Annotated in this window: 19 protein-coding genes; 13 read left to right on the top strand and 6 right to left on the bottom strand. The window is 67.9% G+C overall.

Features of this window, described 5'->3' with window-relative positions; translation table 11 throughout:
• Window positions 1-31 precede the first annotated feature (31 nt).
• The 6 genes from AC5Y4C_RS16665 to AC5Y4C_RS16640 all read left to right on the top strand — a co-directional run bounded on the left by AC5Y4C_RS16665 (window position 32) and on the right by AC5Y4C_RS16640 (window position 5584).
• On the top strand, window positions 32-1990 hold the full coding sequence (locus AC5Y4C_RS16665; protein ID WP_499964777.1) for a DUF6541 family protein: 1959 nt from the start codon (window positions 32-34) through the stop codon (window positions 1988-1990).
• Between the two features lie 135 nt (window positions 1991-2125).
• Complete coding sequence (locus AC5Y4C_RS16660; RefSeq protein ID WP_499910845.1) at window positions 2126-2662, top strand: bacterial proteasome activator family protein; 537 nt, start codon at window positions 2126-2128, stop codon at window positions 2660-2662.
• A gap of 65 nt (window positions 2663-2727) precedes the next feature.
• A complete protein-coding gene (gene wzt / locus AC5Y4C_RS16655; protein WP_499911045.1) occupies window positions 2728-3501 on the top strand; it encodes a galactan export ABC transporter ATP-binding subunit Wzt/RfbE in 774 nt (257 codons plus the stop codon).
• Window positions 3498-4412 (top strand): galactofuranosyltransferase GlfT1, encoded by a 915-nt coding sequence (gene glfT1, locus AC5Y4C_RS16650; RefSeq protein WP_499910847.1) that lies wholly within the window; start codon window positions 3498-3500, stop codon window positions 4410-4412. The genes wzt and glfT1 overlap by 4 nt, the downstream gene beginning before the upstream one ends.
• Entirely contained in the window at window positions 4409-5239 is an 831-nt protein-coding gene (gene wzm / locus AC5Y4C_RS16645; RefSeq protein WP_499910849.1) for a galactan export ABC transporter permease subunit Wzm/RfbD, read from the top strand. The genes glfT1 and wzm overlap by 4 nt, the downstream gene beginning before the upstream one ends.
• A 39-nt stretch (window positions 5240-5278) precedes the next feature.
• The gene (locus AC5Y4C_RS16640) at window positions 5279-5584 is read left to right on the top strand and encodes a TFIIB-type zinc ribbon-containing protein (RefSeq protein ID WP_499910851.1); all 306 of its coding nucleotides are present in this window, start codon (window positions 5279-5281) and stop codon (window positions 5582-5584) included.
• A gap of 16 nt (window positions 5585-5600) precedes the next feature.
• On the opposite strand, the gene AC5Y4C_RS16635 is transcribed toward AC5Y4C_RS16640, so the two are convergent.
• The 3 genes from AC5Y4C_RS16635 to AC5Y4C_RS16625 all read right to left on the bottom strand — a co-directional run bounded on the left by AC5Y4C_RS16635 (window position 5601) and on the right by AC5Y4C_RS16625 (window position 8155).
• Complete coding sequence (locus AC5Y4C_RS16635) at window positions 5601-6347, bottom strand: phosphotransferase (protein ID WP_499910853.1); 747 nt, start codon at window positions 6345-6347, stop codon at window positions 5601-5603.
• Window positions 6344-7633 carry an ArsB/NhaD family transporter gene (locus AC5Y4C_RS16630; RefSeq protein ID WP_499910855.1) on the bottom strand — a complete coding sequence of 430 codons (1290 nt, stop codon included), beginning with the start codon at window positions 7631-7633 and terminating at the stop codon, window positions 6344-6346. The genes AC5Y4C_RS16635 and AC5Y4C_RS16630 overlap by 4 nt, the downstream gene beginning before the upstream one ends.
• A gap of 78 nt (window positions 7634-7711) precedes the next feature.
• Window positions 7712-8155, bottom strand: coding sequence for a CBS domain-containing protein (locus tag AC5Y4C_RS16625; protein ID WP_499910859.1), 444 nt, complete (start codon window positions 8153-8155; stop codon window positions 7712-7714).
• 87 nt (window positions 8156-8242) lie between these two features.
• Here AC5Y4C_RS16625 and AC5Y4C_RS16620 point away from each other — a divergent pair, with 87 nt between their 5' ends.
• The 7 genes from AC5Y4C_RS16620 to AC5Y4C_RS16590 all read left to right on the top strand — a co-directional run bounded on the left by AC5Y4C_RS16620 (window position 8243) and on the right by AC5Y4C_RS16590 (window position 22434).
• Window positions 8243-8608, top strand: a complete 366-nt coding sequence (locus AC5Y4C_RS16620; RefSeq protein WP_499911048.1) for a GtrA family protein — start codon at window positions 8243-8245, stop codon at window positions 8606-8608.
• A gap of 38 nt (window positions 8609-8646) precedes the next feature.
• On the top strand, window positions 8647-9993 hold the full coding sequence (gene dprE1, locus AC5Y4C_RS16615; RefSeq protein WP_499964779.1) for a decaprenylphosphoryl-beta-D-ribose oxidase: 1347 nt from the start codon (window positions 8647-8649) through the stop codon (window positions 9991-9993).
• Window positions 9994-10755, top strand: coding sequence for a decaprenylphospho-beta-D-erythro-pentofuranosid-2-ulose 2-reductase (gene dprE2 / locus AC5Y4C_RS16610; RefSeq protein WP_499964781.1), 762 nt, complete (start codon window positions 9994-9996; stop codon window positions 10753-10755). It begins immediately after the preceding gene.
• Window positions 10756-12606, top strand: coding sequence for a galactan 5-O-arabinofuranosyltransferase (locus AC5Y4C_RS16605; protein WP_499964783.1), 1851 nt, complete (start codon window positions 10756-10758; stop codon window positions 12604-12606).
• 67 nt (window positions 12607-12673) lie between these two features.
• Window positions 12674-15862, top strand: a complete 3189-nt coding sequence (locus AC5Y4C_RS16600; RefSeq protein ID WP_499964785.1) for an arabinosyltransferase domain-containing protein — start codon at window positions 12674-12676, stop codon at window positions 15860-15862.
• Between the two features lie 54 nt (window positions 15863-15916).
• Window positions 15917-19177 (top strand): arabinosyltransferase domain-containing protein, encoded by a 3261-nt coding sequence (locus AC5Y4C_RS16595; RefSeq protein WP_499964830.1) that lies wholly within the window; start codon window positions 15917-15919, stop codon window positions 19175-19177.
• A gap of 119 nt (window positions 19178-19296) precedes the next feature.
• A complete protein-coding gene (locus tag AC5Y4C_RS16590; protein ID WP_499964831.1) occupies window positions 19297-22434 on the top strand; it encodes an arabinosyltransferase domain-containing protein in 3138 nt (1045 codons plus the stop codon).
• A 78-nt stretch (window positions 22435-22512) separates the two neighbouring features.
• Here AC5Y4C_RS16590 and AC5Y4C_RS16585 read toward each other — a convergent pair whose 3' ends face one another.
• The 3 genes from AC5Y4C_RS16585 to AC5Y4C_RS16575 all read right to left on the bottom strand — a co-directional run bounded on the left by AC5Y4C_RS16585 (window position 22513) and on the right by AC5Y4C_RS16575 (window position 25531).
• Window positions 22513-23064: a dihydrofolate reductase family protein gene (locus tag AC5Y4C_RS16585; RefSeq protein ID WP_499964787.1), complete on the bottom strand. Its 552-nt coding sequence runs from the start codon at window positions 23062-23064 to the stop codon at window positions 22513-22515.
• A gap of 115 nt (window positions 23065-23179) precedes the next feature.
• The gene (locus AC5Y4C_RS16580; RefSeq protein ID WP_499964833.1) at window positions 23180-24742 is read right to left on the bottom strand and encodes an acyl-CoA carboxylase subunit beta; all 1563 of its coding nucleotides are present in this window, start codon (window positions 24740-24742) and stop codon (window positions 23180-23182) included.
• A gap of 51 nt (window positions 24743-24793) precedes the next feature.
• Window positions 24794-25531 carry a hypothetical protein gene (locus AC5Y4C_RS16575; RefSeq protein WP_499910875.1) on the bottom strand — a complete coding sequence of 246 codons (738 nt, stop codon included), beginning with the start codon at window positions 25529-25531 and terminating at the stop codon, window positions 24794-24796.
• Window positions 25532-25534: the final 3 nt, after the last annotated feature.

Below are 25534 nucleotides of genomic sequence, written 5' to 3'. Positions count from 1 at the left end.
ACCGGGTCACCTGGCCAGCCATACTAGTCCAGTGAGCTTGGCCCTCGGAGTGCTACCAGCGCTGTTGTTGCTGATAGTGCCCGGGACAGTGGTCGGTTTGGCCGCCCGGCTACCCGTACCGATCGCGGTCGCAACTGCTCCGGCGCTGACCTACGGTGTCGTGGGGCTGGCGATCGTTCCGTTCGGCGCCATCGGGTGGCCGTGGAACGCCTGGACGGCCTTGTTTGCTATGGCGGCGGTGACCGCAATCGTCGCGGGCTTGCGGCTGGCGCTGGGCCGTTATCGCGACCGCGACGCGGAGGCGCTGGCCCCATCCGGCCGGCCCGTGCTGCTGGTGGCGGGCGGCGTGCTCGTGGGCGTGGCTCTGATCTGCTATGCGGCCGCGGTGGGGTTGCCCCATTGGCAGTCGGTGCCGAGCACCTGGGATGCGGTGTGGCACGCCAACGAGATCCGCTACATCCTCGACACCGGCCAGGCGTCGCCGACGCACATGGGCGAGCTGCGCAACGTCGAGACCCACGCCCAGCTGTACTACCCCTCGGCGTTTCATGCGCTGGCCGCGGTGCTGAGTCAGCTGACCGGCGCCGCGCCGACCACCGCCTACACCGTCAGCTCCGTGGCGGCGGCGGTATGGCTGTTCCCGGTCAGCGCCGCGGTGTTGACCTGGCAGCTTCTGCGCTCCCGCACCGCGCTGTGGCGCACGGCCGGATGTGCCGCCGCGGCGGCCGTGATGTCGGCCTCCTTCACCGCGCTGCCCTACATCGAGTTCGACACCGCGGCGATGCCCAACCTCACCGCCTACGGCCTGGCCGCGCCGACGATGGTGTTGGTGGTGTCCACGCTGCGGCACCGCGACCGGATCCCGGTCGCGGTGCTGGCGCTGCTTGGCGTGTTCTCAGTGCACACCACCGGAGGCGTGGTGGCGGCGCTGTTCGTCGCGGCGTGGTGGGCGGTCGACGGGCTGTGGCGTCCGGTGCGCGGGCGCGTGCTCGACCTGGTGACACTGCTGGCCGTCGCGGTGCCCGCGGCGCTGCTGCTGCTGCCGCAGTTCAGCGGGATCCTCAAGCAGGCCGACATCATCGTCGGGCACGCGTTCGTCACCCATCTAGGCAAGAAGCGGGCGCTGTTCGACGCAGTCGTGGGCCACACCCGCCATCTCAACGACTTCCCGATCCAGTGGGCGCTGATAGCGCTGGCCGCGGTGGGCGCAGCAGTGCTGCTGGTGCGCAAGATCTGGTGGCCGCTGGCGGTGTGGCTGCTGCTGGTGGCCGCAATCGTGTACTCGTCGGCGCCGTTCGGCACACCGCTGGGCGTAGTGCTCGGCAAGTTCAGCGACCTGTTCTACAGCGACCCGCGGCGGCTGTTCGCGGTGATCACCCTGCTGCTCGCGCCGTGGGCCGGGATCGCGCTGGTGACCGTCGGGGTGGCGACGATCGCGCAGCTTCGGCGGCTGGGCGGGCACCGGCTCCGGCTGACCGACGCCGGCTGGTACGGCGTCACCGCGGCGGTGGTGCTTGCGGTCGGCGTGGGGTACGGATGTGCCTACTTGCCCCGCCACGAGTACCTGTTCGGCCAGAAGTACGACTCGGTGATGATCGACCACAAGGACCTCGAGGCGATGGCGTACCTGGCGACGCTGCCCGGCGCCCGCGACACGCTGATCGCCGACGGCAACACCGACGGCACGGCGTGGATGTATGCGGTGGCCGGGCTGCATCCCCTGTGGACCCACTACGACTACCCGGTGCAGCAGGGCCCCGGCTACCACCGCTTCGTCGTATGGGCCTTCGCCGACGACGCGGACACCGATCCGCGGGTCGCCGAAGCGGTGCGCGCCCTCAACATCCGCTACGTCCTGACCAGCACTCCGGTGGTCCGCGAGTTCGTCGTCCCCGATGGCCTTGCGTCACTGGACAAGTCGCGCTCGTGGGCCAAGATTTACGACAACGGCGGCGCCCGCATCTACGAGTGGCGTGGCGGCCAAGGTTAGGGTACGGGTCGCCGGGTACGCACTGGTGAGTGCGCGCGAGCCAGGAGACTACTGTCGGGAGATGCTGAGCGCGCCGGATCCATCGAGCGGTGCGGGCCCAACGGGGTGACTCCGGCCGCAAGCTGACGAGAAGAGGTGACGACGGTGAGCACGAGCACCGACGACGACAACATCGAGATCATCAACGGCCGCCGCGACGACGACAACGGCTCGCGAGATGACTCCAACGGGCGGTCGGTGACCGATCTGGTGGAGCAGCCCGCGAAGGTGATGCGGATCGGCACGATGATCAAGCAGCTGCTCGAGGAGGTCCGCGCCGCGCCGCTGGACGACGCCAGCCGCAACCGGCTGCGCGAGATCCACGCGACCAGCATCCGCGAACTCGAGGACGGGCTTGCGCCTGAGCTGCGCGAGGAGCTGGAGCGGTTGTCGCTTCCGTTCAGCGAGGACTCCACCCCGTCAGACGCCGAACTGCGGATCGCCCAGGCGCAGCTGGTCGGCTGGCTGGAAGGGCTGTTCCACGGCATTCAGACCGCCCTGTTCGCCCAGCAGATGGCCGCCCGCGCGCAGCTGGAGCACATGCGCCAGGGTGCGCTGCCGCCGGGTATCAGTGTGCCGGGGCATCAGCAGCCCGGTGGCCACGGCCACTCCGGCACGGGGCAGTACCTGTAGCCGAGGCCGTGGGGAAGAGCGTGTCGCTGACCGATTCAACCGCGCCTCCCGCGCACGACGTCAGCATCCGCACCGATGGGGCCTGGGTCGAATTTCCGATCTTCGACGCCAAGTCGCGGTCGCTGAAGAAGACGTTCCTGGGTAAGGCCGGCGGCACGATCGGGCGCAATACGTCCAATGTGGTGGTGGTCGAGGCGCTGCGCGACATCACCCTGTCGCTGAACACCGGTGACCGCGTCGGCCTGGTGGGCCACAACGGCGCGGGCAAGTCGACGCTGCTGCGGCTGCTGTCCGGCATCTACGAACCCACCCGCGGCAAGGCCGTCGTAAAGGGCCGTGTCGCACCGGTTTTCGACCTCGGAGTCGGGATGGACCCCGAGATCTCCGGCTACGAGAACATCATCATCCGCGGGCTGTTTCTCGGGGAGACCCGCAAGAAGATGCAGTCGAAAGTCGACGAGATCGCCGAGTTCACCGAGTTGGGCGAATACCTGTCGATGCCGCTGCGCACTTACTCGACCGGCATGCGAGTGCGCCTGGCAATGGGCGTGGTGACCAGCATCGACCCGGAGATTCTGCTGCTGGACGAGGGCATCGGCGCCGTGGACGCCGAGTTCTTGAAGAAGGCGCAAGTGCGGCTGCAGAGCCTCGTCGAGCGCTCCGGAATCCTGGTGTTCGCCAGCCACTCGACCGAATTCTTGGCCCGGCTGTGCAAGACCGCGATCTGGATCGACCATGGCTCGATCAAGATGATGGGCGGCATCGAAGAAGTGGTACGCGCGTACGAGGGCGAAGATGCCGCGCGGCACGTGCGCGAGATCTTGGCCGAGACCGAATGACCGACGTCTGCGCCGTCGTCGTCACCCACCGGCGTCCCGACGAGTTGGCGAAGTCGCTGGACGCACTGGCGCAGCAGAGCCGTCGTCCGGACCATCTCGTGGTCGTCGACAATGACTTCTCCGATGGCAGCGACCAGCGCGTGCGGGACCTCGTCGCCGGCCAGCCCATCCCGTCGACATATCTGCGATCACGCCGAAACCTCGGTGGCGCAGGGGGGTTCGCGCTGGGCATGCTGCACGCGTTGGCGCTCGGCGCGGAGTGGATCTGGTGCGCCGACGACGACGGCCGGCCACAGAGCCCCGACGTGCTGGCCACGCTGATGGCCTGCGCGCAGAAGCACCAGCTGGCCGAGGTGTCGCCGATGGTGTGCGACATCGACGACCCGTCGCGGATGGCGTTCCCCCTGCGGCGTGGGCTGGTGTGGCGCCGGCACGTGAGCGAGCTGCGCGACGGCAGCAACGACCTCTTACCCGGCATCGTGTCGCTGTTCAACGGCGCGCTGTTCCGCGCATCCACGTTGGAGGTGGTGGGCGTCCCAGACCTGCGCTTTTTCATGCGCGGCGACGAGGTGGAGATCCACCGGCGGCTGGTGCGCAGCGGTCTGCCGTTCGGCACCTGCCTGGACGCGGTGTATCTGCACCCCAACGGCGCCGAGGAGTTCAAGCCGATCCTCGGTGGCCGCATGCACACCCAGTACCCCGACGATCCGCGCAAGCGGTTCTTCACGTACCGCAACCGCGGCTATCTGCTGTGGCAGCCCGGGCTGCGCCGGCTACTGCCGCAGGAGTGGCTGCGGTTCGCCTGGTTTTTCCTGGTGTCCCGGCGCGACCCGCGCGGGCTGGCCGAGTGGTTGCGGCTGCGCCGGTTGGGGCGTTCCGAGAAGTTCGGCCGACCGCAGGAGGCGCCGTGACGATCACCGACGACGCTGCCGACTCCAAGACGTTCCGGCGCGCGTTCGCCGACCTGGCCGACGGCTTCGCTCATCGGCAGTTGTGGCTGCACCTGGGGTGGCAGGACATCAAGCAGCGCTACCGCCGCTCGGTGTTGGGTCCGATCTGGATCACGATCGCCACCGGCACCAGCGCCGTGGCGATGGGCGTGCTGTATTCGAAGTTGTTCGGCCTGGAACTGGCCGAGCATCTGCCGTACGTGACGCTGGGGCTGATCGTCTGGGGCCTGATCAGCGCGTCGATCCTCGAAGGCGCCGAGGTGTTCATCGCCAACGAGGGGTTGATCAAGCAGTTGCCGACGTCGTTGAGCGTGCACGTCTACCGGCTGGTGTGGCGTCAGGCGCTGCTGTTCGCCCACAACATCGTGATCTACGTGATCATCGCGGTGATCTATCCGAAGCCGTGGAAGTGGACAGACCTGTCGGTGATCCCGGCACTGGGAATCATTGCGCTGAATTGCATTTGGGTGTGTCTGGTGTTCGGGATCCTGGGCACGCGGTTCCGCGACATCGGGCCGCTGCTGAACAGCATCGTGCAGCTGCTGTTTTTCCTCACGCCGATCATCTGGACCGACCAGACGCTGCAAGCGCAGGGCGCCGGCCAGTGGCGGTGGGTGGTCGAGCTGAATCCGCTGTACCACTATCTCGACATCGTGCGGACGCCGCTGCTCGGCGGCGACCAGCAGGTGCGGCACTGGCTGGTGGTGTTGGCGCTGACCGCGATCGGTTGGGTGCTGGCGGTGCTGGCGATGAAGCAGTACCGCAGCCGGGTGCCGTACTGGGTGTGAGGCCGGGATCTTCCCCGCGTCCCCGAGCGTTGAGCAGACATGAGTGTTCCGCCGTATCAACCGCCGTCCGCCCAGCCCGACGACATGCGCTGCCCGAAGTGCCAAGGCACCATGCGGACTTATGAGCGCAAAGGGATTCACCTGGAGCAGTGCGACACCTGCCGCGGCATCTTCCTGGATTTCGGTGAGCTCGAGGCGCTGACGCAGCTGGAGAACCGCTTCGCGGCGGCACCGCCTCCCCCGCCTCCCGTACAGCAGTCCTATGGCTACGGGCCTGATTGGGGCTACCGCGGCGGTCATCGCTACCGCAAGGGCGGTTTCGGCCGGTTGTTCTTCTCCAGCTAGGACACGGCGCCGGCCGTCAGCGAATCATCCGGGCGCACGCTTCGAGCAGCAGCGCGCCGGCCTCGTCGTCTGTGAGCTGGGCGGCAGCCATGATCACTACTGCTCGGGCGAACGGATCCAGCACCGGCCACGGGTCAGCGAGTGCCGAGGGCAGCGCCGGACCCCCGGCCTGCCGGTAAGCGTCGAGGAACCCGGGCCAAGCTGCGTCGGGCAGCAGCCCGGCGGCCCAGAACCCGGCGGGCCGGGCCACGTCCCAGGCTGGGTCACCGACGCCCAGGTCGTCGACGTCGATCAGCAACCACGTGGCGTTACGCCGTCCTAGCTGGCCAAGGTGCCAATCGCCGTGCACGAGTGTCTTGACCGCTGGATGCCAGATGCTGTCCGGCAGGCCTGCGGCGGCGCGGTGGATCGCGGCGGCAGCCGCCGTGTCGGGCAGTGCGTCCAGTGCCCGACGCAACCGGAGTGTCCCGCCGTGCCGCAGCCGACGTTCCGGCCCGCGCAGCCTCGCTGAGTGCAGCCGAGCCAGCAGCCGTGCAGCGTCGGCCCAGGGCGCTTGCGCCGGATCGGCCGCGACGGTGGTGACACGCGGCCATCGGGTGCGCCAGCGGGCGCCCGCCCGCTCGGGCTCGATGGTGAGCGGTGACAGCAGGCAGTCCAGGCGAGCGGCGATCTGCAGCCGTAGCGCCAACGCGTGCGGATCCGTGCCGGGCCGGTGCAGTTTCGTGACCACGTCGCCGTCGAAGAGGATGTCGGCGGCCGTCATGTCAGCACGAAGTAACGCAGCCAAAGATACAGCGCGGCAATCGAAATCGACATCGCAGTGACGGCGATGCCCTTGCGGGTGAACTCCCAGAACGAGATCGGGCTGTCGGAGCGCCGGGCGATGCCCAGCATGACGACGTTGGCGCTCGCTCCGATGGCGGTGAGGTTGCCGCCGAAGTCGGCACCCAGCGCCAGCGACCACCACAGCGCGTTCTGGTGCGTGTCTCCGGCCATGGCAGATGCCAGCTCAGCCACGATCGGCGTCATCGTCGCGACATAAGGAATGTTGTCGACGACTCCCGAAACCGGCGCCGACACAACGAGAATCAGCATCGCGGTCACCAAAGCGTTGCCACCGGTTGCGTGCGTGGCCCAGCGCGCCAACTGGTCCACGACGCCGGTCTTCACCAGCGCGCCGACCATGATGAACAGGCCTGCGAAGAACAGCAGAGTCTCCCACTCGAGGGCCGAGGTGTAGTCGGATTTGTCCAACCGGGTGATCAGGACCAGAACGCCGGCGCCCAGCAGCGCGACGATCGACGGGGCGATGTGCAGCGCGGAATGCGCTATGAACGCCGCGAACACCGCCGCCAGCACCACCACGCACTTGACCAGCAGTGCGGGATCGCGGATCGCTTCGCGTTGTTGCAGTGACATCACGTCGGCCACCCGCGCCGGGTCGATGTCGAACGAACCCCGAAACAGCCACGGCAACATGGCGACGAACACGAGCAGCACGACCAGCACCACGGGCGCCATGTGAACGAGAAAGTCGTTGAACGACAAGCCAGCCCGGCTGGCGATGATGATGTTCGGCGGGTCGCCGACGAGGGTGGCTGCACCGCCGATGTTGGACGCGAACACCTCGGCCATCAAGAACGGCCCCGCGGGCACGTCGAGCCGGTCGCACACGAGCAGCGTGACCGGCGCAACCAGCAGCACAGTCGTCACGTTGTCCAACAGCGCCGAGGCGAATGCGGTGGCGAGCACCAGCAGGATCATGACGCGCAGCGGAGATCCCTTGGCGCGCTTGGTCGCCCAGATCGCGATGTATTCGAACACGCCGGTCTGGCGCAGCACCGAGACGATCACCATCATGCCCACCAGCAAGAAGATGACGTCCCAGTCGACGCCGGTCTGGCGGGAGAAGAACACGTCGTCGGATCGCACCACGCCCAACGCGGCCACGATCGCCGCGCCCGTCAACGCCACGACCGCCTTGTTGACGCGATCGCTGGCGATCAGCGCGTAAGCGATCACGAACACCGTGATCGCGACGACAGTCATCGGGTTGCTCCTGGCCATGAGTGACAGACGCCGACCAGGCTTCCCGGCACACCAGGGCAAACCCTATCAATCGGGTGTTCAGCAGCCCAGCGCAGCAGCGAGCAGACGCGATGCGGTGATCACGCCGTGCAATTCGCCGTCCTTCACGACGGCCAGTAACGGGCTGCGGTGCCGCGCCATCACTGCGGCGACTTCGATCAGGGTGTCTCCGGCGTCGGCCGACGGCACATCGAGCAGATGTTCGGGCAGCACGTCGCGAACCTTCTTGCCGGCCAGCCGCTCAGCGCATCGGTCGGACATCGACTCGTCGAGAACCCCGGCCAGCGACGGGTCGTCCTGGACGTACTTCGGCACGACGAATCGCACCACTTGCGATGCCGGCAGCACCGCGTACGGGCGCCCGGAGGGGTCGGTGACGACGACCCCGGGCAGCCGATGCTGTGCCAGCATCTGGGCGGCGTCCAGAGCCGGCGAATCGATGCCCACCACCGGGAAGTCTTCGGCGATATCGCCAGCATGCACACGTGCACGATACGTCGGACAGCCGTCTAAGCTGCCCGAGTGGCCGAGCCCTTGATGCCGTCGACGCTTCCGCTGAAGACGCAGGTGCTGCGTTTCGTCATCACCGGCGGGTTCTCCGGGATCGTCGACTTCGGTCTTTACGTGCTGCTGTACAAGGGGTTCGGGATGCAGCCCGATCTGTCGAAGGCGATCGGTTTCATCGCGGGCACCATCACCGCCTATCTCATCAACCGGCGCTGGACGTTCCAGGCGCCACCGAGCACGGCCCGCTTCGTGGCGGTGATGGTGCTGTACGGGCTCACCTTCGTCGTCCAGGTGGGGCTCAACCACCTGTGCCTCGAGCTGTTCGACTACCGCACCTGGGCGGTGCCCGTCGGCTACGTGATCGCGCAGGGCACCGCAACGGTCATCAACTTCATCGTGCAGCGCGCGGTGATCTTCCGGATGCGCTGAGCGCTCGGCGGGAGCGCCCGGCGGTAGGCTGACCGGCGATGTTGACCACGAAGCGGCTGACCGGGTGGGGCCGCACCGCGCCGACGGTCGCGCAGGTGCTGTCCACGCCGGATCCTGAGGAGATCGCCAAGGCGGTGGCGCAGGCCGGCCCGCGCGGTGTGATCGCCCGCGGGCTGGGCCGCAGCTACGGCGACAACGCACAGAACGGCGGCGGCCTGGTGATCGACATGACCGCGCTGAACCGGATCCATTCGATCAGCGCCGACACCCGGCTGGTCGACGTGGACGCAGGCGTGAACCTCGACCAGCTGATGCGGGCCGCGCTGCCGTTCGGGCTGTGGGTGCCGGTGCTGCCGGGCACGCGCCAAGTCACGGTCGGCGGCGCGATCGCCTGCGACATCCACGGCAAGAACCACCACAGCGCCGGCAGCTTCGGCAACCACGTCCGCTCGCTGGACCTGCTGACCGCCGACGGCGACGTGCAACGGCTCACCCCGGAGTCGGAACTTTTCTGGGCGACCGTAGGCGGCAACGGGTTGACCGGCATCATCCTGCGCGCGACGATCGAGATGACGCCGACGGAGACGGCGTATTTCATCGCCGACGGCGACGTGACCGCCGGCCTGGACGAGACCATCGCCCTGCACAGCGACGGCAGCGAAGCCAACTACACGTACTCCAGCGCGTGGTTCGACGCGATCAGCCCACCCCCGAAGCTGGGCCGGGCCGCGGTGTCGCGGGGCTCGCTGGCCCGGATGGAGCAGCTGCCTGGCAAGCTGCAACGCGACCCGCTCAAATTCGATGCGCCGCAACTACTGACGTTTCCCGACATCTTCCCGAACGGCTTGGCGAACAAGTACACGTTCGTGCCCATCGGCGAGCTGTGGTACCGCAAGTCCGGCACCTACCGCGGCAAGATCCAGAACTTGACGCAGTTCTATCACCCGCTGGACATGTTCGGCGAGTGGAACCGTGCGTACGGGAAAGCCGGCTTCGCTCAGTACCAGTTCGTGGTGCCGACGCAGGCGGTGGAAGAGTTCAAGAGCATCCTGTACCGGATCCAGTCGTCCGGACACTATTCGTTTCTCAACGTGTTCAAGCTGTTCGGCCCCGGAAACCAAGCGCCGCTGAGCTTTCCGATGGCCGGTTGGAACGTGTGCGTCGACTTTCCGATCAAGCCCGGGGTCGGTGAGCTGCTCGACGAGCTCGACCAGCGGGTGCTCGAATTCGGCGGTCGCGTCTACACGGCCAAGGATTCGCGCACCACCGCCGAGACCTTCCACGCCATGTATCCGCGGATCGACGAGTGGATTGCGCTGCGCCGCAAGGCCGATCCGCACGGAGTGTTCGCATCCGACATGGCTCGACGCTTGGAGCTGCTGTAAATGCTTGACGCCGTGGGTGATCCGCAGACCATCTTGCTGTTGGGCGGCACGTCGGAGATCGGGCTGGCGATCTGTGAGCGCTACCTGCGCACGGCGGCCGCGCGAATAATCCTGGCCTGCCTGCCCGACGACCCGGGCCGCGACGGCGCCGTCGCGCAGATGAAGGCCGCGGGCGCCCGCGAGGTCGAGGTCATCGACTTCGACGCGATGGACACCGCCAGCCACCCGAAGGTGATCGAGCAGGCGTGGGCCAAGGGTGACGTCGACGTGGCGATCGTCGCCTTCGGATTGCTCGGCGACGCCGAGGAGTTGTGGCAGAACCAGCGCAAGGCCGTGCAGATCGCCGAAGTCAACTACACGGCGGCGGTGTCGGTGGGTGTGCTGCTGGGCGAGAAGATGCGCGCGCAGGGCTTCGGGCAGATCATCGCGATGAGCACGGTCGCCGCCGAGCGGGTCCGCCGGTCCAACTTCGTGTACGGCTCGACGAAAGCCGGCCTCGACGGCTTCTACCTCGGCCTCGGGGAGGCATTGCGCGAGTACGGAGTTCGCGTCCTGGTGATCCGTCCGGGTCAAGTGCGCACGCGGATGAGCGCGCACATCAAGGAAGCGCCGCTGACCGTCGACAAGGAAGAGGTCGCCGAGCTGGCGGTGCGGGCCGCAGCCAAGGGCAAGGAACTAGTGTGGGCGCCGCCGGCGTTCCGCTACGTGATGATGGTGCTGCGCCACATTCCCCGGCCGATCTTCCGGAAACTGCCCATCTAGATGCGCACAGCGCTCGGCACTCTCGGCCGGATGCTGATCGCGGCCGCGGTCGCTGTCGTGGTGGCCGCGGTCGCGCTGACGGCGATCGCCCAGGTCGAGTGGCCGGCCTACAACTCGTCGAACCAGCTGCACGCGCTGACCACAGTCGGTCAATTCGCTTGCCTGACAGGCGTTTTGGTGGCCGGATGGTTGTGGCGGCGGGGTCGGCGGCTGATCGCCCACGGCGCGGCGCTGGTGTCTTTGGCCGCGTTCAGCGTGGTGACGCTGGGGATGCCGCTCGGCGCCACCAAGCTGTATCTGTTCGGCATCTCCGTCGACCAGCAGTTCCGCACCGAATACCTGACGCGGCTCACCGACACCGCGGCGCTGCGCGACATGACGTACTTCGGGCTGCCGCCCTACTACCCGCCGGGGTGGTTCTGGCTCGGCGGCCGGGCCGCCGCGTTCACCGGGACGCCGGCCTGGGAGATGTTCAAGCCGTGGGCCGTCACGTCGATCACGATCGCGATCGTCGTCGCATTCGTGTTGTGGTCTGCGTTGATTCGCTTCGAGGTGGCGCTGGTCGTATCGGCGGCTACCGCGGCGGTGACGCTGGCGTACTCGCCCGCCGAGCCGTACGCCGCGATCATCACCGTGCTGCTGCCGCCGGTCCTGGTGCTGGCATGGTCGGGGCTGCGGGGCGGCGAGCGCAACGGCGGTTGGGCAGCGGTCGTGGGCGTCGGCGCGTTCCTCGGTGTCGCGGCGCTGTTCTACACGCTGCTGGTGGCCTACACCGCGTTCACCATCGCGATCATGGCCGCGGTGGCCGCCACCCGCCGGCGCTGGGATCCGTTGCTGAGGGTGGCGGTGGTCGCGGTGATCGCCGGGGCGATCGCGCTGATCGGCTGGCTGCCCTACCTGCTGGCGGCGATCGGCGGCTCACCGGCGGGCTCTGGAACCGCGCAGCACTATCTGCCCGCCGACGGCGCGCAGCTGTCGTTCCCGATGCTGCAGTTCACGCTGCTGGGCGGGCTGTGCCTGATCGGCACGATCTGGCTGGCGGTGCGCGCGGGGTCGTCGACGCGGGCGGCGGCGCTGGGGATCGGGGTGCTCTCCGTGTACGCGTGGTCGCTGCTGTCGATGCTGACGACACTGCTGCGCACCACGCTGCTGTCCTTCCGTCTGCAGCCGACGCTGGCCGTGCTGCTGGCCGCGGCCGGCGCATTCGGGTTTGTCGAGGGCGCGCTCGCGCTGGCCCGCCGGTACCAACCGCCCACCGGCCGCCGGGTGGTGGCGGCCGCCGGTGTGCTGGGCGCCGTCGGGGCGCTGGGTTTCAGCCAGGACATTCCCAACGTGCTCGAGCCTGACCTCGTCGTCGCCTATACCGACACCGACGGCGACGGTCACCGCGCCGACCGCCGGCCGCCCGGTGCCGCGACCTACTACCCCCAGATCGACGCGAAGATCCGGGAGGTGACCGGCAAGCCGCGCGACGAGGTGGTCGTGCTGACCGCCGACTACAGCTTCCTGTCGTTCTACCCGTACTGGGGATTCCAGGGATTGACGTCGCACTACGCAAACCCGTTGGCGCAGTTCGACAAACGGGCCGCCGCGATCGAAAGCTGGGCCGACCTCAAGACCGCTGAGCAGTTCGTCGCCGCGCTGGACGCGCTGCCGTGGAAGCCGCCCACCGTGTTCTTGATGCGCCACGGCGCCGACGAGACCTACACGCTGCGGCTGGCCGCCGACGTCTACCCGAACCAACCCAATGTCAAGCGCTACCAGGTGGCGCTGGACGCCGCGCTGTTCAAAGACCCTCGTTTCGAGGTGACGACGATCGGCCCCTTCGTGCTGGCGATCCGCAGATGGTGATTTCGGCGCGCTTACGTGCGGTGACCGTCGTGTTGCGCGCCGAAATCGCGGATTAGCATCTACCCCCGTGGCAGGCGGCGCGGGTGACTACCGAACCGCCCGCACCGTTGCCATTGTCGCCGGCCTGCTGGGCGCCCTGCTGGCGCTGGCCACTCCGCTACTGCCGGTCAAGCAGACCACCGCGCAGCTGAACTGGCCGCAGAACGGCGTCTTCTCGTCGGTGACCGCGCCGCTGATCTCCTACGTCGCGACCGACCTCGACATCACGGTGCCCTGCCGGGCGGCCGCCGGGCTCACGGACCCGACGAAAACCGTGCTGCTGTCCACGGTGCCCAAGCAAGCGCCGAAGGCCGTCGACCGCGGACTGCTGATCCAGCGGGTCGGCGAAAACCTGCTGCTGATCGTCCGCAACACGCCCGTCGTCACCGCGCCGCTGAGCCAGGTGCTCAGCCCGGCCTGCCAGAAGCTGACGTTCACCGCCCACGCCGACAAGGTCATCGGCGAGTTCGTCGGCCTGGTCAACGGCCCCGACAGCGACGACCCCGGCGCCCCCCTGCGAGGCGAGCGCACCGGCTACGACTTCCGCCCGCAGATCGTCGGCGTGTTCACCGACCTGTCCGGACCGGCGCCGCCGGGGCTGAGTTTCTCCGCGACGATCGACACCCGCTACAGCAGCGCCCCGACCCTGGTCAAGCTGCTGGCGATGATCCTCGGTGTCCTGTTGACCGCGGCGTCGCTGATCGCGCTGCACGTGTTGGACACCTCGGACGGCATGCGCCACCGCCGCTTCCTGCCGTCGCGGTGGTGGTCGCTGACCCCGTTGGACGGCGTGGTGGCCGCGGTGCTGGTGTGGTGGCACTTCGTCGGCGCCAACACCGCCGACGACGGCTACATCCTGACGATGGCGCGGGTGTCGGAGAACGCCGGCTACATGGCGAACTACTACCGCTGGTTCGGCACGCCGGAGGCGCCGTTCGGCTGGTACTACGACCTGCTGGCGCTGTGGTCGCACGTCTCGACGGCCAGCGTCTGGGTGCGGCTGCCCACGCTGCTGATGGCGCTGACGTGCTGGTGGCTGATCAGCCGCGAAGTGATCCCCCGCCTGGGCCACGCGGTCAAGATCTACCGGGCGGCGGCGTGGACCGCGGCCGGCATGTTCCTGGCGTTCTGGCTGCCGCTGAACAACGGGCTGCGGCCCGAGCCGATCATCGCGCTGGGCATCCTGCTGACCTGGTGCTCGGTGGAGCGGGCGGTGGCCACCAACCGGCTGCTTCCACTGGCGGTGGCCTGCGTCATCGGCGCGCTGACGCTGTTCTCCGGGCCCACGGGCATCGCGTCGATCGGCGCGCTGCTGGTGGCCATCGGGCCGCTGCGCACTATCCTGCACCGCCGTTCGGCCCGCTTCGGCTACACCGCGCTGCTGGCGCCGATCGTCGCGGCGTGCACCGTGACGGTGATCCTCATCTTCCGCGACCAGACATTCATGGGTGAAGTGCAGGCCAACGCGCTGAAGTCTGCGGTCGGGCCGAGCCTGTCCTGGTTCGACGAGCACATCCGCTACGAGCGGCTGTTCATGGCCACACCCGACGGGTCGATCGCGCGCCGATTCGCTGTGCTCGCGCTGTTGGTCGCGCTCGCCGTGGCCATCGCGATGGCATTGCGCAAGGGCCGCATCCCGGGCACCGCCGCCGGACCGAGCATGCGGATCATCGGCATCACGGTGATCTCGTTCATCGCGATGATGTTCACGCCCACCAAGTGGACGCACCACTTCGGGGTGTTCGCCGGGCTGGCCGGCTCGCTGGGAGCGCTGGCTGCCGTCGCGGTGACAGCTGCGGTGATGAAGTCGCGGCGCAACCGGGCGGTCTTCGCCGCGCTGGTGCTGTTCGTGACCGCGCTGTCGTTCGCGAGCGTCAACGGCTACTGGTACGTCTCCAATTTCGGTGTGCCGTGGTCGAATGCGTTCCCCGAGGCCGGATTCGGTTTCACCACACTGCTGCTGGCGGTCACCGTCGTGGTGCTGCTGGTGGCTGCATGGTTTCACTTCTCGAGTCACGACATCGCGCAGCCCGACGGCCGCTGGCCGCGGCTGAGCCGAATCATCCAGTCTCCGTTGGCAATTGCGACCTGGCTGCTGGTGGCGTTCGAGGTGTTCTCGCTGACCGCGGCAATGATCGGCCAGTACCCGGCGTGGACGGTCGGGCGGTCCAACATCGAAGCCCTGTTCGGCAAGACCTGCGGGCTGGCCAACGACGTGATGGTGGAACAGGATCCGAACGCGGGCATGCTGACGCCCACCGGCGTGCCCGTCGCCGACGGGCTCGGCGCCGAGAACTCCAGAGGCTTCACGCCCAACGGCGTCCCGTCGAACGTGTCCGCCGACCCGGTCATGCAGCAGCCCGGCGCGGGCGCGTTCGTCGACACGACCACCGGCACTGCCAACGGCCAGGCCGGCACCGAGGGCGGCACCACCGCCGTCACCGGAATCAACGGCTCGCGCGCGCAGCTGCCGTTCTACCTCGACCCCGCCCGCACCCCGGTGCTGGGCAGCTACCAGTCCGGCATCCAGTCGCCCGCGACGCTGCGATCGGCCTGGTACCGGCTGCCACCGCGCGACCAGGCGGGGCCACTTCTGGTGGTGTCGGCGGCGGGCCGCTTCGACTCCCGCGAGGTGCAGGTGCAGTGGGCGGGTGACGACGGCAAGGTGGCCGGCAGCGCCGGCTTCGCCGACGTCGGCTCGCCGCCGGCATGGCGCAACCTGCGGCTGCCGATGTCGGCAATCCCGCGTAGCGCCACCCAGATTCGGCTCACCGCCACCGACGACGACCTGGCACCCCAGCACTGGATCGCGCTGACTCCGCCCCGGATCGCGCACCTGCGCACGCTGCAGCAGGTGGTCGGCTCGCAGGATCCGGTACTGCTCGACTGGCTGGTGGGGCTGGCGTTCCCGTGCCAGCGGCCGTTCGGCCACAACGTCGGCGTCACCGAAGTCCCGAAGTGGCGGATTCTGCCGGACCGGTTCGGCGCGGAGGCGAACTCGCCGGTGATGGACAACCTCGGCGGCGGCCCGCTGGGCATCACCGAGCTGCTGCTGCGGGCGACCACCGTGGCGACCTATCTGAACAACGACTGGTCGCGCGACTGGGGGTCGCTGCAGCGGCTCACGCTGTACTACCCCGACGCCACGCCGGCCCGGCTTGATCTCGGTTCCGCAACACGCAGCGGACTGTGGAGCCCGGCGCCGATGCGGCATTAGGAACGTCGCATACCATCGGGCCTCGTGCCTGACAGGAGCGGCGAGGGTCCCGGGATGGCTCATCGCATCGCGCGGCTGGTCGCCGTGGTCGCGGGCATCGCCGGAATCCTGCTGTGCGCAGTGGTCCCGCTGCTGCCGGTCAAGCAGACCACCGCGACAATCCTGTGGCCGCAGAACCCCAGCGGCAACGTCTCCGACGTGACCGCGGCGCTGGTGTCCGGGGCGCCAAGGGCACTGGACGTGTCGATCCCCTGCCCGGCGATCGCGACGCTGCCGCCGTCGGGCGGGCTGGTGTTCTCGACCATCCCACCGGGCGGCACCGACGCCACCAAGTACGGGTTGTTCGTGCGGGCCAACGCCGACGCCGTCGTCGTGGCCTTCCGCGACTCCGTTGCCGCGGTCGCGCCTCGCGCCGCGGTGGCCTCCGGCGCCTGCAGCGCGCTGCACGTGTGGGCCGACGTCGGCGGGGTCGGCGCCGACTTCGTCGGCATTCCCTCAGCGACGGGAACGCTTGCGGTGGAGATGAAGCCGCAAGTCGCCGGCATCTTCACCGACCTCAAGGTGCCGCCACAGCCCGGCTTGAGCGCACGCGTGGACATCGACACCCGGTTCATCACGTCGCCGACGCTGCTCAAACAGGCCGTGATGGTGCTCGGCGTGCTCTGCGTGGTCGCGGCGATCGTCGCGCTGGCCGTGCTGGACCGCTACTCGGGCCGGCGGCCGCGCGGCGGCCTTCGACGATGGCTGCGGGCCAACGTCGCGATCTGGCTGGCCGACGTCGGCGTGGTCGGCACGCTTGTCCTCTGGCATCTGATCGGCGCGACGTCGTCCGACGACGGCTACAACCTCACGATGGCGCGGGTGTCGCACAGCGCCGGATACGTCGCCAACTACTACCGGTTCTTCGGCACCACCGAAGCCCCGTTCGACTGGTACCAGTCGGTGCTCGGCCAGCTCGCCTCGGTCAGCACCGCCAGCGTGTGGATGCGGCTGCCTGCGACCCTGGCGGCCATCGGGTGCTGGCTGATCGTGTCGCGCGGCATGCTGCCGCGGCTCGGGCGCAAGCTGGCCGACAACCGGGTGGCGGTGTCGACGGCAGGCGCGGTGTTTCTGGCCGCGTGGCTGCCGTTCAACAACGGTCTGCGGCCCGAGCCGATCATCGCGTTCGGCACGCTGCTCACCTGGATGCTGGTGGAGAACTCGATCGCGACTCGCCGACTGTGGCCGGCGGCGGTGGCCGTGGTAATCGCGACGCTGGCGGCGACGGTCGCACCGCAAGGTCTGATCGCACTCGCACCGCTGCTGGTGGGTGCGCGCCAGATCGCGCGGACCGTCGCGCGACGCCGAGTCACCGACGGCCTTCTGGCGCCGATCGCTGCGCTGGGCGCATCGCTGGCGCTGATCGTGGTCGTCGTGTTCCGCGACCAGACACTTGCGACGGTCGCGGAGTCGGCCCGCATCAAATACGTGGTCGGCCCGACGATCGCCTGGTATCAGGAGTTCCTGCGCTACTACTTCCTGACGGTCGAAGACAGCGTCGACTCGTCGCTCACCCGCCGCTTCGCGGTGCTGGTGCTGCTGCTGTGCTTGTTCGGGATGCTCGCGGTGTTGCTGCGCCGTGGCGGCGTACCGGGGCTGGCCGGCGGGCCGGTGTGGCGGCTGATCGGCGCGACCGCGGTCGGACTGCTGCTGCTGACGTTCACCCCGACCAAGTGGGCGGTGCAGTTCGGGGCGTTCGCCGGCCTGGCGGGCGCGCTGGGAGCGGTGACCGCGTTCGCGGTGGCACGGCTGGGCCTGCACAGCCGCCGTAACCTCGCCCTTTATGTCACGGCGCTGCTGTTCGTGCTGGCGTGGGCGACATCTGGCATCAACGGCTGGTTCTACGTGGGCAACTACGGGGTGCCGTGGTTCGACAAGCAGCCGGTAATCGCGCGGCATCCGGTGACGTCGATGTTCTTGGCGCTGGCGATCGCCACCGGGCTGCTGGCGGGCTGGCTGCACTTCCGGATGGACTACGCCGGGCACACCCGGGTGGCCGACAACCGCCGCAACCGCATCCTCGCGTCGACGCCGCTGCTGGTGGTGGCGGTCATCATGGTGGTGCTCGAGGTGGGGTCCATGGCCAAGGCCGCCGCGCAGCGCTATCCCGTCTACACCACCGCCAAGGCCAACATCGACGCGCTCGCGTCCGGGCTGTCGAAGACCAGCTGCGCGATGGCCGACGACGTGCTCGTCGAACCTGACACGAATGCCGGTCTGCTGCAACCCGTTCCGGGCCAGCCGTTCGGCCAGTACGGGCCGCTGGGCGGCGCGAACCCCGTCGGGTTCACGCCCAACGGCGTCGGCGACAAGCTCGAGCCAGTGGAGCCGGTGTCGGCCAACCCGGGCACCGTGAACTCCGACGGCTCGCCGAACAAGCCCAACGTCGCTGTCGGCTACCTGGCCGGCACGGAGGGCGGCTACGGCCCCGTCGGGGTCAACGGGTCGCGGGTGTTTCTGCCGTTCGGCCTCGATCCGGCGCGCACGCCGGTGATGGGCAGCTACAAGGAGAACACCGTCGCGGCCAAGGCCACCTCGGTCTGGTATCAGCTGCCGCCCCGGACGCCGGACCGCCCGCTGGTGACCGTCGCCGCGGCCGGCGCGATCTGGTCCTACGACGAGGACGGCGCATTCAACTACGGCCAGTCACTGCGGCTGCAGTGGGGCGTGCGCCGGCCCGACGGCAGCTTCCAGCCGCTGTCGATCGTCCAACCGATCGACGTCACCGCAGCCGAGACGGCGCCACAAAAGGCTTGGCGTAACCTGCGATTCCCCCTGGCCTGGGCGCCGCCGGAAGCCAATGTGGCCCGCATCGTCGCCGACGACCCGAACCTCAGCTCGGATCAGTGGTTCGCGTTCACCCCGCCGCGAGTGCCGATCCTGGAAACCGCCCAGCAGCTGCTCGGCTCACAGACGCCGGTGCTGATGGACATCGCCACCGCCGCGAACTTCCCGTGCCAGCGGCCGTTCTCCGAGCATCTCGGCGTCGCCGAGTTGCCGCAGTACCGGATCATTCCCAGCCACAAGCAGATGGTCGTGTCGTCGAACCAGTGGCAGTCCGCCGAGGACGGCGGCCCGTTCCTGTTCACCCAGGCGCTGCTGCGCCCGTCGACGATTCCGAGCTATCTGCGCGACGACTGGTATCGCGACTGGGGCGCGATCGAGCGCTACGAGCGGGTGGTGCCGGCCGAGCAGGCACCCGACGCGGTGATCGAGCAGGGAAGTGAGATCGTGCACGGGTGGACTCGCGTCGGACCGATCAGGGCGCTGCCGTGACGGGTTCTGACGCTCTCACCGCGAGCGGCCCGTCGGACGTCTTCGCCAACGCCGACCGCCAGCCCGGCCGCGTCGACGAAGTACGCCGCGACGTCTCCGTAGCCCGCTGGGTTGCGACGATCGCCGGGCTGATCGGGTTCGTGTTGTCGGTCGCGACCCCTCTGCTGCCGGTGGTGCAGAGCACCGCGACACTGAACTGGCCGCAAAATGGGGCGCTGGCCAACGTCACGGCGCCGTTGATCTCGCAGGCGCCGGTGTCGATGAACGTGACGGTGCCGTGCGACCTGATCCGCAGCATGCCCCCGCAAGGTGGCCTGGTGCTGGGCACCGCCCCGAAGAACGGCAAGCAGGCCGCGCTCTTCGGGCTGCTGGTCAACGTCACCAGCTCGCGTGTCGACGTCGTCGACCGCAACGTGGTGGTAGCGAGTGTTTCTCGCGCGCAAGCGATTTCACCGGCTTGCCAGCGCCTCGAGGTCACGTCGTCGGAGGCGGGGACCTTCGCGACCTTCGTCGGGCTGACCGACGCCACAGGTAAACCGCTGCGCAGCGGGTTCGCCGACCCGAACCTGCGGCCCGCGATCGTCGGGGTGTTCACCGACCTGGTCGGGCCCGCACCGCCCGGACTGAGCTTCTCCGCGGTCGTCGACACCCGATTCTCCACCAAGCCAACGACTTTGAAGCTCGCCGCAATGATCCTCGCGGTCGCGGCGACCGTTATCGCACTGCTGGCGTTGTGGCGCCTGGACCGCATCGACGGCCGCCGGATGCATCGGCTCATCCCGGCCCGCTGGCGGTTCTTCACGGGCGCCGACGTGGTGGTCGTCGGCGGATTCCTGGTGTGGCACATCATCGGCGCCAACTCCTCCGACGACGGCTACATCCTGCAAATGGCCCGCACCGCAGGGCATGCCGGGTACATGTCGAACTACTTCCGCTGGTTCGGCAGCCCCGAGGATCCCTTCGGCTGGTACTACAACGTGCTCGCGCTGATGACCCACGTGAGCGATGCCAGCATTTGGATGCGCCTGCCGGATTTGATCTGCGGGCTGGTGTGCTGGCTGCTGCTGTCGCGGGAGGTGCTGCCACGATTGGGACCCGCGGTCGCGTCGAGTCGGGCCGCGATGTGGGCGGCGGGGCTGGTGCTGCTGGCGGCATGGATGCCGTTCAACAACGGGCTGCGGCCCGAGGGCCAGATCGCCACCGGCGCGCTGATCACCTACGTGCTGATCGAACGCGCGATCATCTCCGGGCGGCTGACGCCTGCGGCGTTGGCGATCATCACCGCCGCATTCACGCTCGGCATCCAACCGACAGGGCTGATCGCGGTCGCCGCGCTGCTGGCCGGAGGCCGTCCGCTGCTGCGCATCCTGGTGCGCCGCCACCGGGTGATCGGCACCTGGCCCCTGGTGGCACCGCTGCTGGCCGCTGGTTTCGTCGTCCTGACGGTGGTATTCGCCGACCAGACACTCGCAACGGTGTTGGAAGCCACCAGGATTCGCACCGCGATCGGACCCAGCCAAGAGTGGTACACCGAGAATCTGCGGTACTACTACCTGATCCTGCCGACGGTTGACGGTTCTCTGTCGCGGCGCTTCGGATTCCTGTTCACCGCGCTGTCGCTGTTCGCATCGATGTTCATCATGTTGCGCCGCAAGAGGATTCCCGGAGTGGCGCGCGGGCCGGTGTGGCGGCTGATGGGCGTGATATTCGGGACCATGTTCTTCCTGATGTTCACCCCGACGAAGTGGGTGCACCACTTCGGCTTGTTCGCCGCTGTCGGTGCGGCGATGGCGGCGGTGGCCACGGTCCTGGTGTCACCGTCGGTGCTCCGATGGTCGCGCAACCGGATGGCGTTCTTGGCGGCGGTGTTCTTCACGCTGGCGCTGTGCTTCGCCACCACCAACGGCTGGTGGTACGTCTCCAGTTACGGCATCCCATTCAACAATACGATGCCGAAGATCGCCGGAATCACCGTCAGCACAGTGTTTTTCGTCTTGTTCGCGGTGACCGCCCTGTATGCGGTGTGGCTTCACTTCGTGGCACGGGAGCATGGCAGCGGGCGGCTGGCGCGACTGCTGACCGCCGCACCGATCCCGTTGGCGGCGGGTCTGATGGTGGTGGTGTTCGTCGGCTCGATGCTGGCCGGTGTGGTGCGCCAATACCCGACGTACTCCAACGCCGCGGCGAACCTGCGCGCGTTCGTCGGGGGCTGCGGTTTGGCTGACGACGTGCTCGTCGAACCCGACACGAACAACGGCTTCCTGCGCCCATTGCCCGGTGACTACGGCCCGCTGGGCCCGCTGGGCGGCGCGAAACCAGTGGGCTTCACGCCCAACGGCGTGCCTGATCAGATTGTGGCCGAGTCGATCCACGTGAACCTGCCGCAGCCCGGCACCGACTACGACTGGGACGCTGCGACCAAGCTGTCGCAGCCCGGGGTGAACGGGTCGACGGTGCCGCTGCCGTACGGGCTGGATCCGGCTCGCACGCCGGTGGCGGGCAGCTGGGTGGAAGGGCCGCAGCAGCAGAGCAGGCTGACGTCAGCCTGGTACGAGCTGCCACCCGCCGACGACGGGCATCCGTTGGTGGTGGTGACAGCGGCCGGGACGATCAGCGGCTACAGCGTGCTCAACGGGTACAGCAAGGGCCAGGCCGTCGAATTGGAGGTCGCGCGGCGTGGACCTGATGGCGGATTGGTGCCGGCTGGGCGGCTGGTGCCCTACGACCTCGGGCCGACGCCCTCGTGGCGCAATCTGCGATTCGCGCGCTCCGACATCCCCCGTGACGCGGTGGCGGTGCGGGTGGTGGCTGAGGACCTGTCGCTGACGCCGGGCGACTGGGTGGCGGTGACACCGCCGCGGGTGCCGGAACTGCGCTCAGTACAGGAGTACGTCGGCTCGACGAAGCCGGTGCTGATGGATTGGGCTGTGGGACTTGCCTTCCCATGCCAGCGGCCGATGTACCACAACCTCGGTGTCACCGAGATCCCCGCCTTCCGCATCACACCCGACTACACCGCCAAGAAGCAGGACACCGACACCTGGGAGGACGGCCTCAACGGCGGCCTCTTGGGAATCACGGATCTGCTGCTGCGCGCCCATGTGATGGCGACCTATCTGTCGCACGACTGGGGCAGGGACTGGGGGTCGCTGCGCAAGTTCGACACGATCGTCGACGCCACGCCGGCCACATTGGACGTCGGCACCGCCACCCGCAGTGGCTTGTGGAAGCCCGGCCACATCAGGATCAAGCCCTAGTCCGCGAGCGTGCGTGTCTGTACACCAACACGCCGACGCACTCCGTACAACGGCGCACGCTCGTGCCACCGGGCGAACTCATTGCGGCGCGTATACGAGGTTGAGCACGCCCGTCTGAAACGTCTGTGAGGACAACAGTTTCAGCGGTATCGCGTCGCCGTCCCCAAACAGCCGCGTGCCTTTGCGCACGGCAATCGGATGCAGGAGTAGGTGCAGCTCGTCGAGCAGCCCCGCGTCGAGCAGCTGGCGCACCACCGACACCGAGCCGCTCATTGCAATGTCGCCGCCGGGTTCGTCCTTCAGTGCGGCGACGGCCTCGAGCAGATCTCCGCTGAGTTGTTCTGAATTGCGCCAGGTGAACTCGAGCTTTTGGCGGGAGACGACGATCTTGCGGGCGTCGCCCAGCTTCTTGGCGAACTCTGCTTCGTCGCCATCGCCGTTCTCCCGGTCTGGCCACGCGCCTGCGAAGCTGTCGTAGGTCTTGCGGCCGAGCAGGATGGTGTCAGCCGTGCCGAGCGTGGCGTCGACGGCGGCACCCATTTCTTCGTTGAAGTAGGGGAAATGCCACTCGTTAGGTGCCTCTACGACGCCGTCGAGGGCGATGAAGAGTCCCGCTTTGATTTTTCTCATGCCCGGATAGACCGCCTTGGGCACGAAAGATCATCGCACTCGTCGAGGCCGCGAACGTGCGCTGCGTCACAGGTTGTGCGGCGTGCCGCTGTCCAGACACGCACCCTCGCAGCAATTAGATCGGGAGCAGGCCGTGCTTGCGCTGCACGCGGTCCCATTTCTGCTTGTCGCGCAGCAGGTGCAGCGATTTGCGCAGCAGCAGCCGGGTCTCGTGCGGCTGGATCACCGCGTCGATGAACCCGCGCTCCGCGGCGATCCACGGGATCGCCATGTTGAGGTTGTAGCCCTCGATGAACTGACGCTTGACCTCTTGTGCCTCAGGCGCATTCGGGTCTGGGAAGCGCTTCATCAGCAGCTGCGCGGCACCTTCTGCGCCGATCACCGCGATCCGCGCGGTGGGCCACGCGAAGTTCAAGTCGGCGGAGAGCTGCTTGGACCCCATTACCGCGTACGCGCCGCCGTAGGACTTGCGGATCGTGATCGTCACCTTCGGCACATCGGCTTCGACCACCGCATTGAGGAAGCGGCCGCCGCGCTTGATGATGCCGTTCTTCTCCTGCTCGACACCCGGCAGGAACCCCGGTGTGTCGACGACGAACACCAGAGGCAGATTGAAGGAGTCGCAGAACCGGACGAATCCGGCCGCCTTGTCGGAGGCCTCGTTGTCGATCGCCCCGGCCAGGACCATGGGCTGATTCGCGATCACGCCGACGGGCCGGCCGTCGACACGCGCGAACGCGGTAATGATCGCCTGGCCGCGCTGCGCACCGACGTCGAAAACGTCGCCGTCGTCGAAGATCCGCAGCAGGATCTCGTGCATGTCGTAGGCCGCATTGTCGGAGTCGGGCACGATCGAATCCAGCTCGAGGTCGTGCGGCGTGATCTCCGGCTCCAGACCCGGGTTGACGATCGGCGGGTCGTCAAAGGTGTTGGCCGGCAAGAACGACAGGTAGTCGCGCACATATTGGAATGCCGCTGCCTCCGATTCGACGACCTGGTGGATGTTGCCGTAACGCGCCTGGGCATCAGCGCCACCGAGTTCGTCGAGCGTGACGTCTTCGCCGGTGACGTCCTTGATCACGTCGGGTCCGGTGACGAACATGTAGCCCTGATCGCGCACCGCGACGACGAGGTCGGTCTGGATCGGCGAATAGACCGCTCCCCCAGCGCATTTGCCGAGGATGATGGAAATCTCCGGCACCATGCCGCGCAGCAGCTCGTGCCGGCGGCCCAGTTCGGCGTACCACGCCAGCGACGTCACCGCGTCCTGAATGCGCGCGCCGCCCGAATCGTTGATGCCGATCATCGGGCAGCCGACCATGGCCACCCACTCCATCAACTTGGCGACCTTGCGGCCGAACATCTCGCCGACCGTCCCGCCGAACACAGTCTGGTCGTGGCTGAACACCCCGACCGGCCGTCCGTTGATGCGGCCGTGCCCCGTCACCACGCCGTCGCCGTAGAGCGCGTTCGGATCGCCCGGTGTGCGGCACAGCGCGCCGATCTCCAAGAAGCTACCGGGATCCAGCAGCGCGTGGATGCGGGCGCGTGCGCTGGGGATGCCCTTCTTGTCGCGCTTGGCGGCCGCCTTCGCCCCGCCCGGCTCCTTCGCCAGCTCCAGCTTTTCGCGGAGTTCGGTCAACTTCTCGGCCGTGGTGTGCGCGCGGCTGGTTGACAGAGTCTCAGTCACAACACTGAATCCTAAAGCAGGCCCCTGTCCCGCCCCGAATCAAGACAGGTTGCTCACACGGCCCTGAAGGATCTGCTCGATGCGAGCGAGCAGATCGCCCGCGCCTTCACGGGCGGCGTCCTTCCACACGACCAGAGCGTGCAGGAGGTTCGCCGGCTCGACGCTTAGCTGCGACCCGAGCAAGACGGTCTCCATCGCATCGTCGCTCTTGCTCGAACGATTTATCCGGTAGCAAATTTCTACTTGCTGCGACCTCCCGCCCAGCCCGATCGGGACAACCTTTGAAGCGATGGACTCGACTTGCTCACGGCGGAATTCGGTCGTGCCTCCCTTGGACAAACACACGGTCAACGCCGACGGGGATATCCGCAAGAAGGATCGGCGCCACATACGAGCGACGCTGTACAACGCCAGTGGGCCTACTCCAAGGAGGATGATGCCGACCGACCAAAGCCATGCGGGCGGGTGGCCGTTACGAGCAGAACCGGCGCCAATAGCGGCGATTCCCAACAGCGGAATCAGCACTATGGCGCCGTATGCGTTGCCCTCGAACCAGGGAATGTAGCGGCAGACAATTTCGTCGCCCGACCGGCTGACCCCGGCAGCGAAAAGCTTGCGCTGTCCAAGCAAGATGATCCCTCCGCCTGCAGCGGCACCGAGAGTCAGATACCAAGCCGATCCGAATAGCAGGTTGAGACTTGCAAGCAGGAAAAGAACCGAGGCGATGGCATAGCGGCATAAGCGCCTGGAAGAGATTTTCGACCCGTCAACGGCCATCAT

Source organism: Mycobacterium sp. NGS35 (assembly GCF_059812855.1).
This window is presented reverse-complemented; position numbering and strand designations above follow the sequence as displayed.